A 13,386-nucleotide genomic window follows, 5' to 3' on the forward strand; every position below is an offset into this window, starting at 1 on the left:
GCTTGATAGTCTGGAGTATCGCCAACCAAAAAGGCGGTGTCGGTAAGACAACCACCACAGTGACACTGGCCGGTTTAATTAGCGAACGGAAAAAGCGCGTTCTGCTGGTGGACACGGACCCGCACGCCTCCTTGTCGACTTATCTAAATTTTGACTCTGAGCAGTTGCCTGCGAGCTTATTCGATCTTTTTCAGCTGCAAACCGTGAATAAAGAAACGGTGAAGCCACTGATTGTTCGCACCCAGTTCGACAACATGGACTTGATTCCCGCGCATATGTCCCTTGCGACACTAGACCGAGTGATGGGCAATCGCGGTGGAATGGGGTTAGTGCTTAAAAAGGCGCTCGATTCACTGGCTGATGAGTACGATTATGTCCTCATTGATTGCCCGCCTATACTGGGGGTAATGATGGTGAATGCATTGGCAGCGAGTCACCGTGTGTTGATCCCAGTACAAACAGAATTTTTGGCAATGAAAGGGTTAGAGCGTATGATGCGCACCCTGCAGATCATGCAGAAGTCGCGAACCTCTAATTTTAACCTAACGATCATACCGACCATGTATGACAAGCGAACTCGTGCATCGTTAGAAACATTGCAAGAGCTTAAAGTGCGTTATAGCGATCAGGTTTGGGCATCGGCGGTGCCCATCGATACCAAATTCCGCGATGCGAGCCTAAAACATATGCCTGCGTCGTTTTATGCAAAAAATTGCCGTGGCGTTTTTGCCTACAAGACACTGTTAACATATTTGGAGCGACTGGAGCAGGATGAACAAGCATAATGCCCTATCCAGTGGTCAGGCGCTCGATGATTACTTTGAAGCCTTACTGGATGACTTAGACGATACCCCAGAGCCTCAGCAAGATACTGTTGCTGAGGATAGCGTGCGTCAGTCAGACAGTGAGTCAAGCCGGCAGAAAACGGCGACGCCACTTGACCCAGATTATCAGCTCGAGCCGCAGCCCATGCTTGCCCCTGATGAGACTGACGTTGAGCCGGTGGCATTTGCTGAACCCGAGCGCGATCTCGCTGAAGTTGAGCGTTTGCTTGCGCAACTGAAAGTAGATGAAGAAGCCGAGCTGGCGCAAGCCGAAGCGGAGGTTGAACCTCAAGTAGAAACGGCGACTGAAACAGACACCCCTGATGTGGATACGGTGGTTGAGCCCGACCTTGAGGTTACCACTGAGACAGACATTGAGAGCGACACAGAGATGGCAACCGAGACGTTGCTGGATGAGCCTATCGTGGACACCGAGGTGACCGAAGAGGTTGCGGTTGAAACAGAGCAGGCGCTCGATCTTGATGCTGAGATAATGACTGAGCCCCAGACCGATCTGGAGGCGGATGTCGCCACTGATACGGAGCTTGAGACTGAGGTAGATCTTGAAACCGAGGTGGAAATCGAGCAAACAGTTGACGTCGACTCAGCAGTGGAGCCTGAGACCCAAGCCGGAGAGGACCTGCCGCCAACCCAATGGGAAAATGTGGAAACCGCCTCTGAGTTTCAGGTGTTATTTTTTGAGAGTATGGGCGTGACCTATGCGGTGCCGCTCGCGGAGTTAGGCGGGATCCACCAATTGGGAGATTGCAATCACTTGATCGGACGTCCTGATTGGTATCTGGGTTTACAGACAGAAAAACACCAACAGCTTGATGTGGTCGATACCGCCCGTTGGGTGATGCCAGAAAAACTGGCAGATAATAGCCACAGAGATGACTATAATTACATAGTATTACTGGGTGATAGCAAGTGGGGACTGGCCTGTAATCGCTTGTTGGGCACTCAGGCATTAAGTGGTAAAGCAATTCGCTGGCGCAAGCAAGCCGGAAAGCGGCCTTGGTTGGCGGGTATGGTCAAAGAAAAAATGTGTGCCCTGATCCATGTTCAAGCATTTATTGCTATGTTAAATCAGGGGATTGACGCCAAAGCGATGGCGTAATGATAAATTGCACAGCGCGTAAAGAGGAAAATCAATGTCTCAGGTAGCTGAAGTTCAAAAAGAAGGCGTCAATGACGAGGTATTGCAGTGGGTCACTTTTCAGCTCGAAGAAGAGACCTACGGCATTAACGTCATGCAGGTGCGAGAAGTGTTGCGCTACACCGAAATTGCTCCTGTTCCTGGCGCACCTGACTACGTGTTAGGGATTATCAATCTGCGTGGTAACGTGGTAACCGTCATCGACACACGCTCTCGATTTGGCCTGATGCCGGGCGAAGTCACCGACAATACCCGTGTGATCGTGATTGAAGCGGAAACACAAGTGATTGGTATCATGGTCGACAGTGTCGCTGAGGTGGTGTACCTGAAAACCTCAGAAATTGACACTACACCAAGTGTCGGTACAGAAGAAAGCGCCAAATTTATCCAAGGTGTGAGTAATCGCAATGGCGACTTGCTAATCCTCGTTGATCTCAACAAATTGTTGACCGACGAAGAATGGAATGAAATGGCAATGCTGTAATGGTTGCGCTGTTATTGACTTGGTTACCTGTCGCAGTGACGGTGGTATTTGCCATCGTCGCTTTGTGGCGCTTGCGGATTGAGCGACGCGCCAGAGAACGACTTGAAAACAAGTTGCAGGCCATGGAAACGGTGTTGAAAAGTGCGCGTCAGCGCCACGACAGCCTTGCCAAACAGTTCAATGAGCTGCGTGCGGGCAGTATGGGCATGGGACAAAAACTGGCAGACATTGCTACGAATGTTGACGAGTTACTGGAAAAGCAGGTGGAACTTGAAATGCAAGATCCAGGCAGTCGCCTTTACAGTCGTGCTAGCAAAATGGTTGATCTCGGCGCCGATCTCGATGAGCTGATGCATGAGTGTGATTTGCCCAAAGCCGAGGCTGAGTTGCTGCTCAATCTACGCAAACGCCAAGCGGCTAATCAACAACGTTAACTAGACTTTGGTGTTGATGGGCTTAGGTCCCTGCCATCCGGGTGGGGTTTTTCCTTCTAATACCCAAGCATAGGCAATCAATTCTGCAACCACACGGTACAAACTGGGTGGAATCGCTTCGCCAACCTCTAGGCGTTCTAGCCATTTAAGCAAATTCTCATCTTTGTGGATCAAACAGCCTTGGTCGGACAGTGCCTCAATGAGGGCATCTGCCAATTCATTGACTGCCTTTGCTTTGACGCTGGGCGCTTGATAACCATCATATCCTAGCGCAATAGCTCGTTTTGTTTTTTTCATGATCACACCTTTATCGATAAGCCTGCACGACGCGTATCTTGCTCGGGTGGTTGGCTGTCATGGTGAGGGTTGATGGCGATGTCGAGCTGGATGTGTTGCGAAGCCAGGTGCTCTTCTAGCCAAGGCAATGTTGCTTGTAGTCGTTGTTTTAGCGCGTCCGTCGGCGCCGTTAGCAGTAAGCTTCCTCCTTTTCCCTCAAGGTTTACGTCTGCGCGGACATACTGCTTGCCCACAGGTAGATATAAACGTATCTGCCACTGTTGCTTCTCTGGCTTCGCCTTTTTTTCTGATTGACGCCGTTTAACATGTACCCGTACCGGAGGTTTCTCTGGTTCGGCAAATGGCAACACCCATTGCCACTCGCCACTCCGTGCAGACTCTGAGACGCGCTGTTCGGCCATCAGACGTAATACGCCGATTAAGGGACCCGCGTCTTCGTTACGATTTAGCCATTGACGCAATAGGGTTGTTAATGGTTTGTCAGCAGGGCGATGTGTCAGCCATTGCATCAGTGTCTCAGGATCGAGAGGCTGATGGCTTTTGCTACCGGGTAGTGTCCACAGCGCCAGTAACGACTGCATCATGGCTTGAGTGGCAGGGGGCTGATTCTTTATCGCATTCAATACCGCAGGGAATAGATGAAGTTGTGCCAATGTATCAGATAGCGGTGTTGAGCTGCCCGGCGTTAACAGGGTAAATTGGGCATTGGCAAGCAAAGACGCGTCAAGTTTTTGGGCAAGTGCTGGTATCGACATTGGCGGTTTTAACACCAATTGTTGAGGGTTCGTTGTTCCGATCTTCATGGTTTCTCACAATTATTTACGCGAGTCACACTTTGCAACCCTGTGGTAACTAACAGTCATTTTGACCAATGTGGTACTATGCGTCCAATTTTGTAACACAAAGCAGGATGCAACATTTGTCATGTTGGAAGTGAAACAGCTTTGCTGTGTTCGTGATGACCGAGTGTTGTTTGATGCGCTGACATTCTCTCTTTCTCCCGGCGACCTTGTACAAATTGAAGGCCCAAATGGGGCGGGTAAAACCACCTTGTTGCGGATTATCGCGGGGCTGGGACTCGCAGATAGTGGAGAAGTCTGTTGGCAGCAACAGGCGATTACCCAGCAAAGAGATGAATTTTATCGTCACTTACTGTTCTTGGGGCACACCACAGGGGTTAAGCGCGAACTCACCGCGTTCGAAAACCTCTCGTACTACATGAAAATGCATGGTCGAGACGACCAAGCGGCTATTTGGCAAGCGCTTGCCAAAGTCGGCTTAGCGGGACGCGAAGATATTCCTGCCGCACAGTTGTCTGCGGGCCAAAACCGCCGTATTGCGCTTGCGCGTCTTTGGTTGAGCAGCCACCGTAAACTGTGGGTGCTCGATGAACCGCTAACCGCGATCGATAAGCAAGGAGTGCAGGTTCTCGAGTCGGTATTTGAGCGTCATGTCGAGCAAGGCGGGATGGTGCTTTTCACCACTCACCAAGATATGTTTGTCGGCCACCCGTTACTGCAACGTATCCGTCTGGGGGCCCTATGATCAATACGATGTGGCTGATTATCCGCCGAGAATTGAAAGTGGCCTTCCGACAACCATCGGATAGCTTAAATCCGCTGTGGTTCTTTATCATAGTGATCACTCTTTTCCCTCTTGGCGTGGGGCCAGGTGCAAATTTGTTACAGGAGATTGCGCCAGGGGTAATTTGGGTTGCAGCGCTGCTGTCAGCCTTGCTATCTCTAGAGCGTCTTTTTCGTGATGACTATCTGGATGGCTCGCTTGAGCAAATGATGCTGATGCCGGTGCCGTTGCCTCTGGTGGTGATGGCAAAGGTCATCGCACACTGGTTACTGACGGGGCTACCGCTATTGGTAGTCAGTCCGCTATTGGCGTTATTGCTATCTTTGGACTGGAACAGTTACCAAGCTGTCGTGATGACTCTGTTGTTAGGGACCCCAACCCTGAGTTTTGTTGGGGCGATAGGTGTAGCGTTAACGGTTGGATTACGTAAAGGCGGCGTGCTGTTGAGCCTATTGATCCTACCTTTGTACATTCCAGTACTGATTTTCGCGACATCTGCCATCGATATGGCAAGTTTTGGCGCCAACATTAGTGGGCAGTTGGCTATTCTCGGTGCTTTGCTTGCGGGATCCGTGACCCTAGCACCCTTTGCTATCGCCGCAGCATTGCGTGTGAGCGTGAATTAATAATTAATCAGGAAGTAGAGCAATTGTCATGTGGAAGTGGCTTCACCCTTACGCAAAACCGGAAAATAGTTATCGTTTATGTGGGAAACTCATCCCGTGGTTTGCGGTGCTCGCCGGGCTGAGCTTAGTCATTGGTTGTATTTGGGGCTTGGCGTTCGCGCCTGCTGATTACCAACAAGGCGATAGTTTTCGCATTATTTATATTCACGTGCCCGCGGCCATTTGGTCAATGGGCGCCTATCTGTCGATGGCCATTGCAGCCTTTATTGGGCGAGTCTGGCAACTCAAAATGGCAGACTGGGCGGTGGGCGCGATTGCCCCTGTTGGTGCCGTCTTTACCTTTATCGCCTTGATCACTGGGGCGATTTGGGGCAAGCCCATGTGGGGAGCTTGGTGGGTATGGGATGCGAGGCTCACCTCAGAATTGATCCTGCTTTTCCTCTACATCGGTGTCATGGCGCTGTATAACGCGTTCGATGATGCGCGTATGGCAGCCCAAGCGGCGGGAATATTGGCGATGGTGGGGGTGATTAACCTGCCGATCATTCATTTCTCTGTCGAGTGGTGGAACACCTTGCATCAAGGCGCCACGATTACCAAATTTGCCCGCCCGTCAATTGCGTCAGACATGCTCTGGCCATTACTGGTTTGCTTGGTTGGATTTGCTAGCTTTTTTGCCACGTTGACCTTAATGGGATTGCGGAATCAGATCGTGTTGCGCGAGTCACACCGCCCTTGGGTGCGGGCCTTGGTGGAGGATAAATAATGCATTTTGATAGCATGAGTGCTTTTTTGGCGATGGGAGGCTATGCCGGTTACGTGTGGAGTGCGTTTGGCATTACCGCACTGGCATTAATTGCACTGGTTATTGGTTACCATCGTACCCATAAGAAACGGCTTGAAGCTGTAAAAAAACAAATGGCGCGAGAAAAACGCATTAAAGATGCCCAAGCACTGGAGAACACCTTATGACCCCTCGTCGTAAAAAAAGGCTTTGGATCACGCTTGCCTTATTGGTGGGTGTATCAACCACAATGGGGTTAGTGCTCTATGCACTGAACCAAAATATGGACTTGTTCTATACGCCGACCGAAATCGTTCAAGGTAAGCCGGATGGCAGCAAGCCTCAAGTGGGGCAACGACTTCGCATTGGCGGCATGGTCGTAGAAGGGTCGGTCAAACGCGACCAAGAGTCACTGCAAATTCAATTTGATGTCGCTGATGTTGGCCCTGCTGTTACCGTCACATACGAGGGAATTCTGCCGGATTTGTTCCGCGAAGGGCAGGGGATTGTCGCGCAAGGTGTGCTGGTTGATTCGCGCACGGTGAAAGCCAGTGAAGTGCTGGCGAAGCATGATGAAGAATACATGCCACCAGAGATTGCTGAAGCGATGCAAAAAAGCCATCAACCGCTCGAATACACCGACCAACAAAAGCAAGGTAGTCAATTATGATTGTTGAGCTGGGGCATTTTGCGCTGATCCTCGCCTTGGGATTAGCGCTGTTATTGAGTTTTTATCCCCTTTATGGGGCCAGCCAAGGCCACGAAGGTATGATGAAAATGGCACGGCCTTTATCGGTCGGCATGTTCGCCATGTTGCTCTTTTCATTCATCGCATTAAGTTGGGCATTTTATACCAATGATTTCACCGTTGCCTATGTGGCAAGCAACTCCAACAGTGCATTACCCTGGTACTATCGGCTGACTGCTGTTTGGGGCGCTCATGAAGGCTCTTTGCTACTTTGGGTATTAATTCAAGCTTTGTGGACCGTCGCGGTGGCGGTGTTTAGTCGCGGGATGCCACTGTCTTCCATTGCGCGTGTACTCGCAGTGATGGGGATGATCTCGGTCGGTTTCTTACTGTTTATTATTTTGACCTCAAACCCTTTCGATCGCACCTTGCCTTACTTTCCTGTTGATGGTCGCGATTTGAATCCGCTTCTGCAAGATCCCGGTTTAATTGTTCATCCTCCGATCCTCTACATGGGCTATGTAGGCTTTTCGGTGGCATTTGCCTTTGCGATTGGGTCTTTAATTGCTGGTCGGTTAGATACGGCTTGGGCGCGCTGGTCCCGCCCTTGGACAACGGCGGCCTGGTTGTTCTTAACCTTAGGTATTGCGTTAGGCTCTTGGTGGGCTTACTACGAACTTGGCTGGGGCGGCTGGTGGTTCTGGGATCCGGTAGAGAACGCGTCGTTTATGCCTTGGCTTGCGGGAACGGCATTAATGCATTCCTTAGCGGTGACGGAAAAACGCGGCACCTTTAAAGCGTGGACCGTTTTACTCGCCATCGCAGCGTTCTCATTGAGCTTACTGGGCACCTTCTTGGTGCGCTCTGGCGTGCTGGTGTCTGTTCACTCGTTCGCGTCAGACCCTGCGCGCGGGCTATTCATTTTAGGCTTTTTGGTTGTCGTTATTGGCGGGTCTCTGCTGCTTTATGCCTTACGGGCATCGGAAGTGCGGGTACGAACGAAAGTGTCACTCATCTCACGTGAAAATGCGCTACTCGTCAATAACACCCTGTTGATGACTGGGTTAGTGGTTGTCTTGATTGGTACCTTATTACCCTTGGTACACAAGCAACTCGGATTAGGGTCGGTCTCGATTGGTGAACCCTTCTTTAATTTCCTATTCGCGTGGTTGATGTTGCCTTTTGCCTTCTTCCTTGGCATCGGTCCTCTGATCCGCTGGAAGCGAGACAACCTGAGCACCATCGCGAAACCGATGTGGATTAGCGGTCTGGTCTCGGTTGTGTTTGGGGTGGCGACCATTGCCCTCCTCGCAGACAGCTTTAAAGCAATGGCGGCAATGGGCATCACTATGGCCGCGTGGATCACCCTTCTTCACGGCTATGAGCTTTATATTCGTGCGACCCATCGACATGCCTTTATGGTTGGGATCCGTAAGCTAGGCCGCAGTCACTGGGCGATGGTCCTCGGTCATATTGGTCTTGCCATCACTATCATTGGGGTCGCAATGGTCGAAAACTACGATATCGAGCGTGATGTGAAGATGGCGCCGGGGAGCAGTGTCACGTTAGAAGGTTACACCTTTAACTTCACCGATTTGTCCCATAAAGATGGTCCTAACTACGATGGTTTCGTGGCGTCGTTCGATGTCTATCGCGGCGAGCGTTTTATTAATCACCTTGAAGCGGAGAAGCGTTTTTATCGTGTTCAGCGTTCAATGATGACCGAAGCCACCATCGATCGCGGCTTAACGCGCGATCTTTACATTGCCATGGGGGAAGAACTTCCTGATGGCTCTTGGGCGATGCGTCTTTACTACAAGCCCTTTGTGCGTTGGATTTGGTTTGGCGCCATTGTCATGGCGGTGGGTGGCGCTTTGGCGATCAGTGATAAACGCTATCGCTTCCGTCGCCAGACCAAATCGACTCACGTGAAGGAGGCACGGGCATGAGAAAAGCATTGCTGTTTTTACCGCTGGTGCTCTTTGCCGCCTTGGCGTTCTTTTTTGTTTCGCAATTGGAGAAGAATGCCCAAGGGGACGATCCCACCAAACTGGAGTCGGTGTTGGTCGGACAGCCTGTGCCTGAGTTTCGTCTTGAAGATCTGAAAACGCCAGACAAAGCCTACGATCAGGCCATTTTTAACGGCGAGCCTTTATTGCTGAATGTTTGGGCAACCTGGTGCCCGACTTGTTACGCTGAGCACCAATTCTTGAACAAATTGGCATCGCAAGGTGTGAAGATCATCGGCCTAAATTACAAAGATGATCGTGCGAAGGCAGTAAAATGGCTAGATAACCTCGGCAATCCCTATCAGATCAGCTTGTATGATGGCGATGGGATGTTAGGGCTTGATCTGGGGGTGTACGGTGCGCCTGAAACCTTCCTCATTGATGCCAATGGCATCATCCAATATCGCCATGTGGGTGATGTGAATGCCTCTAATTGGGCGCAGACCTTAGGTCCGATGTATCAGTCACTCAAGGAGGAGGTGCAATGAAACGATTCGCCTTACTGTGCGTGCTATGGATGAGTGCGGCATTTGCATTGGCCAATGCTATCGATGTCTATGAATTTGACTCGCCAGAGCAAGAAGCGCGTTTCAGAGCCCTGACCCATGAGTTGCGTTGTCCTAAGTGTCAAAATAACAGTATCGCTGACTCCAATGCAGAGTTAGCACAAGATCTGCGTCAAAAGGTGCATCAAATGCTTCAGCAAGGGCGCAGTGATGAAGAGATCTTAAGCTTTATGGTGGCACGCTACGGTAACTTCGTGAGGTACAACCCACCGCTGACGGCATCCACCTTGATCTTATGGTTAGCACCCGCACTGGTGTTGGTGTCGGGTATCGGTGTGGTGATTGTGCGCAGCCGTCGCCATAAACAGGCCGAAAAGACCTCGCTGAGTGAGGATGAACAGCAACGCTTGCAGGATTTGTTAGCGTCGTCAGACGATTCAGAACAGGCAGATAATAATCATAACAAGGAGCCCAAATGATGGAGTTTTGGAGTGCCACCTTGGTGCTGTTTATTCTTGGTGCAGTGATGTTTCTGTGGCCGTTATGGCAAAAAAAAGACCATGATCATCAAGCAAGCCGAGATGCTCTGAACAAAGCCTTTTATTTTGATCGTGTGAACGAAATTAAGGCGGAGAGTGCGGAAGGCCTGATTGAGAACGAGCAAGATCTCACTCAGGATTTACAGCAATCGTTACTGGACGACATTCCGGAAAAGGAAAAAGCACGACAAGCGCGCCATTTGCGTTTATCACCCATGCAGTGGATTCCTGGATTGATTGTGTTGGCGGTGGTGAGTTTTGGCTTATATGGCGTCAAAGGCAGTGCTAACCAAGTAGCTGATTGGCAGGCCACTGCGGAAAACTTACCGGCGCTGTCTAAGAAGCTTTTAAATAATGATCAGCCCATGTCACAGCAGGAGATGCAAGATCTGACCTTAGCGCTTCGTACCCGTTTGCAGTATGAGCCAGATGACAGCACCGGTTGGTTGCTATTAGGCCGTATTGGCCTTGCAAATCGTGATAGGGAGACGGCCAAAGGAGCGATGGAAAAAGCCTACGCGTTATCACCCTCTCGCCCCGAAATTCAGATAGGGTTGGCGCAAGCCTTATTGTTTGCCGGATCGGAGGTCGACAGTGGCCGTGCAGAAACCTTACTAAGATCGGTGGTGAGTGAAGACCCGTTTAACTTGCAAGCCATGTCGTTACTGGCCTATCAAGCGTTTGAGCAAAGCCGATTTAATGATGCGATTGCGACGTGGAAAGCAATGAAAACCTTGATTGGCCCTGATGACCCACGAAACGAAACACTGGATCAATCGATCGCGCGCGCTCAGTTGGCTCTTAACGCCGCGCAAGGTGCGGCGGTAGAGGTGAAGGTGAGCCTTGGCGAGGATGTCACCCTCCCTGACAATGGGGTACTTATCGTGTCTGCCCATGAGTCGGCGCAAGCGCCTATGCCGTTGGCGGCAAAGCGCTTACCGCTTTCTAAGTTTCCGGTAACCGTTCGTTTGTCTGATACCGACAGCTTAAATCCCAATCGTGCGCTATCTTCTCCAGAGACGTTAGTGATCAAGGCGCGCATTGACGCGGATGGCAATGTTGCTACAAAAAACGGTGATTGGGTAGGAAGCAGTCAGCCGGTTAAAATCGGTCAAGCAGCAAGCGTGACAATCGACAAACAGCAATAATCACGACAAAATAGACTTCTTTGCGTAAAAGGCTGGGCTTGCCCAGCCTTACTATTAGGGAAATGAATTTGATGTGGAAACGTCTTTGTTTGATAGCGGTCGTGCTCGGTTTGCTATCTGGGTGTGCCTCGCGACCTGAAGGTGCTGAGCCCCATCCTGAAGACCCGTTAGAAGGGTTTAACCGTGCGATGTGGACTGTCAACTATGACTACTTAGACCCTTACGTTGCAAGGCCTGTATCTATCGCCTACGTCGATTATGTTCCTAGTCCGATGCGGACCGGTATTTCGAACTTTTTGGGCAACCTTGAAGAGCCTGCGAGCTTTTTAAACAGCTTATTGATGCTGGAAGGGGAGAAAGCTGTCACTCATTTCAACCGTTTCTGGATCAATACCTTGTTTGGGCTCGGTGGCATTATTGATATTGCCTCGGATGCGGATATTCAGAAATACGATCAGCGCGAATTTGGTGACGCGATGGGGCATTATGATGTTGGCCACGGCGCCTACTTGATGCTACCAGGATATGGGCCAACGTCTGTGCGAGAAGGCGCAGGGGAGTTTGTCGATGGTTTGTATCCGCCACTTGCCTTGCTGACTTTGCCGCAATCGGTACTCAAGTGGATGTTTGATGGCATGGAGTCACGTGCTGCACTCGTCTCACAGGAATCGCAGTTGGATAACTCGCCAGACCCTTACGCTTTCGCGCGAGAAGCCTATTTGCAAAACCGTTTGTATCGCGCGAAAGGCGATGAGGCGCTCAAAGAACAACCTGCGCTCAACGATGAGTTCTTGGATGACTTTATCGATGACATTGACGCCGCGCCGTAAATCCGCATGAGCCGCTTGCGCAAAAAGGGATAAAAAAACACCACGGCTAAAACCGTGGTGTTTGTATTTCGTTAAATCAAACTATTAGAAACGGTAGCTTGCTTGCACACCTAGCAGCCACACGTTACCTGTGGTTTCACCTTCAAATGCACCAAAATTGGCTTCCGCATTTTGTTCCGATTCAGAGTTGATTCCATCACGAGCTTCTTTGACTGGCGCGTCTTTGGCAAAGATATAGGTAAACGCCGCATCCAGGGTGAGCTTAGACGTCACGTCATAGCCGGCACCCACGCTTAACCAGGTACGGTCAGTTTCTGGGATGGTCAGGGTACGGTTTTTATCGCTCACCGCTGAGGTATCGTAGGCAATGCCTGAACGTAGCGTTAGTTTCTGATCCCACTGATAAGTGGTGCCGATAGCAAAGCGATAGTTATCCTCCCAGTTTTCCACTTTCACCTCTTGAGCGCCATTGAGGTATGGGATATCGGCTTCTAACTTGTCAAAGCTGCTCCACTCGGTCCAATTAAGGCTGGTGTGTACTGCCCACTGTTCAGTCAGTTGATGCAGCGAAGAGAACTCAGCAGTAGCGGGGAGGGTAAGAGCCATACTGCCGTTATAGGTTGACTTTGGTTGCTTCGTTATCTTTCCTGCAACTTGATCAAAGCTTAGCCCTTCTGCATGACCTTCAAGTGTTAGCTCGACTTCAGAACGATAGTTAAAACCGATGCGGTTATTGTCGTTGATGTCATAAGCAACACCGAGTTGCCAACCCCAGGCACGGTCATCCCCTTCCATATACTTTAAAGTCGATCCTGCCGGAATAGGTTTGATAGAGCCCGTTGTGTTCGCTTGCGCACCAATGCTCCCTTCCCCCAACACATAGCGAAGGCCGGCGCCGACGCGCAATTGCTCGGTGGCTTTCCACGCAAGGTTTGGATTGATTTCAAACGTAGTGACGGCCGCTTCATTACCAAACTGGGTGCCAGTAAAGTCATTGCCCAAATCGGTTTCCATGCCAAAGTTGGTGGCGAGAGCTAGGCCAGCGGTAAAGCGATCGTCGATTTGATGGGCAAAATAGAAATTAGGGATCACGGCATCATGGGCAACATCATTGGTTGAGGTTTGACCGTGCTGAGAGTTTTCGCCATCAATATCGACATTTGGGTTGACGTAAATGCCGCCGGCAGAAACTTGGGTGTCTGCTAGATAGCTCAACAAGGCTGGGTTACGAAACTGGGCGCTGGCGTTATCGGCCATTGCGGCTTCACCGGCAAATGCGCGGCCTAGGCCCGTTGCGGAGGTTTCGGCTAATTGAAAACCTGCACTGTACGCGGAGGTTGAAAGAGAGCCCAATGCCGCAGCGACGGCGAGATAAACGATCTTATTATTTTTCATCGGCTTACTTGTTCGCTATAAAAAGGGACGCTCAGCCTAAACTCTCTTGAGGTTAAATCAATTTTCCTGTCGTATATGG

The 13,386-nt window shown here is 50.5% G+C and carries 17 protein-coding genes; 14 read left to right on the forward strand and 3 right to left on the reverse strand.

Annotation, left to right across the window (positions count from 1 at the left end; genetic code table 11):
* Positions 1 to 2: 2 nt before the first annotated feature.
* Genes BZG82_RS11885 through BZG82_RS11900 form a run of 4 tightly spaced genes read left to right on the forward strand, consistent with a single transcriptional unit; the run spans position 3 to position 2,901 of the window.
* Positions 3 to 785: a ParA family protein gene (locus BZG82_RS11885; RefSeq protein WP_069587171.1), complete on the forward strand. Its 783-nt coding sequence runs from the start codon at positions 3 to 5 to the stop codon at positions 783 to 785.
* A complete protein-coding gene (locus tag BZG82_RS11890) occupies positions 772 to 1,944 on the forward strand; it encodes a chemotaxis protein CheW (protein WP_077765918.1) in 1,173 nt (390 codons plus the stop codon). The genes BZG82_RS11885 and BZG82_RS11890 overlap by 14 nt, the downstream gene beginning before the upstream one ends.
* A 34-nt stretch (positions 1,945 to 1,978) precedes the next feature.
* Positions 1,979 to 2,467 (forward strand): chemotaxis protein CheW, encoded by a 489-nt coding sequence (locus BZG82_RS11895; protein WP_069587175.1) that lies wholly within the window; start codon positions 1,979 to 1,981, stop codon positions 2,465 to 2,467.
* Positions 2,467 to 2,901 carry a DUF2802 domain-containing protein gene (locus BZG82_RS11900; protein WP_077765919.1) on the forward strand — a complete coding sequence of 145 codons (435 nt, stop codon included), beginning with the start codon at positions 2,467 to 2,469 and terminating at the stop codon, positions 2,899 to 2,901. Before BZG82_RS11895 ends, BZG82_RS11900 begins: the two co-directional genes overlap by 1 nt.
* On the opposite strand, the gene BZG82_RS11905 is transcribed toward BZG82_RS11900, so the two are convergent.
* Positions 2,902 to 3,198: an EscU/YscU/HrcU family type III secretion system export apparatus switch protein gene (locus BZG82_RS11905; protein ID WP_069587179.1), complete on the reverse strand. Its 297-nt coding sequence runs from the start codon at positions 3,196 to 3,198 to the stop codon at positions 2,902 to 2,904. It lies immediately after the preceding gene.
* 2 nt (positions 3,199 to 3,200) lie between these two features.
* A complete protein-coding gene (locus tag BZG82_RS11910) occupies positions 3,201 to 4,001 on the reverse strand; it encodes a flagellar hook-length control protein FliK (protein WP_077765920.1) in 801 nt (266 codons plus the stop codon).
* A 121-nt stretch (positions 4,002 to 4,122) separates the two neighbouring features.
* On the opposite strand from BZG82_RS11910, the gene ccmA reads away from it, so the two are divergent.
* The 10 genes from ccmA to BZG82_RS11960 all read left to right on the forward strand — a co-directional run bounded on the left by ccmA (position 4,123) and on the right by BZG82_RS11960 (position 11,912).
* Positions 4,123 to 4,743, forward strand: a complete 621-nt coding sequence (ccmA, locus tag BZG82_RS11915) for a cytochrome c biogenesis heme-transporting ATPase CcmA (protein ID WP_077455493.1) — start codon at positions 4,123 to 4,125, stop codon at positions 4,741 to 4,743.
* The gene (ccmB, locus tag BZG82_RS11920; protein WP_077455492.1) at positions 4,740 to 5,408 is read left to right on the forward strand and encodes a heme exporter protein CcmB; all 669 of its coding nucleotides are present in this window, start codon (positions 4,740 to 4,742) and stop codon (positions 5,406 to 5,408) included. The genes ccmA and ccmB overlap by 4 nt, the downstream gene beginning before the upstream one ends.
* A gap of 28 nt (positions 5,409 to 5,436) precedes the next feature.
* Complete coding sequence (locus tag BZG82_RS11925; protein WP_077479259.1) at positions 5,437 to 6,174, forward strand: heme ABC transporter permease; 738 nt, start codon at positions 5,437 to 5,439, stop codon at positions 6,172 to 6,174.
* The gene (gene ccmD / locus BZG82_RS11930) at positions 6,174 to 6,380 is read left to right on the forward strand and encodes a heme exporter protein CcmD (RefSeq protein ID WP_069587186.1); all 207 of its coding nucleotides are present in this window, start codon (positions 6,174 to 6,176) and stop codon (positions 6,378 to 6,380) included. The genes BZG82_RS11925 and ccmD overlap by 1 nt, the downstream gene beginning before the upstream one ends.
* Positions 6,377 to 6,862, forward strand: coding sequence for a cytochrome c maturation protein CcmE (ccmE, locus tag BZG82_RS11935; RefSeq protein ID WP_069587187.1), 486 nt, complete (start codon positions 6,377 to 6,379; stop codon positions 6,860 to 6,862). The genes ccmD and ccmE overlap by 4 nt, the downstream gene beginning before the upstream one ends.
* Positions 6,859 to 8,829: a heme lyase CcmF/NrfE family subunit gene (locus BZG82_RS11940; protein WP_077765921.1), complete on the forward strand. Its 1,971-nt coding sequence runs from the start codon at positions 6,859 to 6,861 to the stop codon at positions 8,827 to 8,829. The genes ccmE and BZG82_RS11940 overlap by 4 nt, the downstream gene beginning before the upstream one ends.
* Positions 8,826 to 9,377 carry a DsbE family thiol:disulfide interchange protein gene (locus tag BZG82_RS11945; RefSeq protein WP_077479257.1) on the forward strand — a complete coding sequence of 184 codons (552 nt, stop codon included), beginning with the start codon at positions 8,826 to 8,828 and terminating at the stop codon, positions 9,375 to 9,377. The genes BZG82_RS11940 and BZG82_RS11945 overlap by 4 nt, the downstream gene beginning before the upstream one ends.
* A complete protein-coding gene (locus BZG82_RS11950) occupies positions 9,374 to 9,874 on the forward strand; it encodes a cytochrome c-type biogenesis protein (protein WP_077479256.1) in 501 nt (166 codons plus the stop codon). Before BZG82_RS11945 ends, BZG82_RS11950 begins: the two co-directional genes overlap by 4 nt.
* On the forward strand, positions 9,871 to 11,082 hold the full coding sequence (gene ccmI / locus BZG82_RS11955; RefSeq protein WP_077479255.1) for a c-type cytochrome biogenesis protein CcmI: 1,212 nt from the start codon (positions 9,871 to 9,873) through the stop codon (positions 11,080 to 11,082). The genes BZG82_RS11950 and ccmI overlap by 4 nt, the downstream gene beginning before the upstream one ends.
* A gap of 71 nt (positions 11,083 to 11,153) precedes the next feature.
* Positions 11,154 to 11,912: an MlaA family lipoprotein gene (locus BZG82_RS11960; RefSeq protein WP_077479254.1), complete on the forward strand. Its 759-nt coding sequence runs from the start codon at positions 11,154 to 11,156 to the stop codon at positions 11,910 to 11,912.
* 84 nt (positions 11,913 to 11,996) lie between these two features.
* Here BZG82_RS11960 and BZG82_RS11965 read toward each other — a convergent pair whose 3' ends face one another.
* On the reverse strand, positions 11,997 to 13,307 hold the full coding sequence (locus BZG82_RS11965; protein ID WP_077765922.1) for an outer membrane protein transport protein: 1,311 nt from the start codon (positions 13,305 to 13,307) through the stop codon (positions 11,997 to 11,999).
* Between the last annotated feature and the right edge of the window lie 79 nt (positions 13,308 to 13,386).

The sequence above is a fragment of the Salinivibrio sp. PR5 genome (genome assembly GCF_001996085.1).
Classification (GTDB): Bacteria; Pseudomonadota; Gammaproteobacteria; order Enterobacterales; family Vibrionaceae; genus Salinivibrio; species Salinivibrio proteolyticus.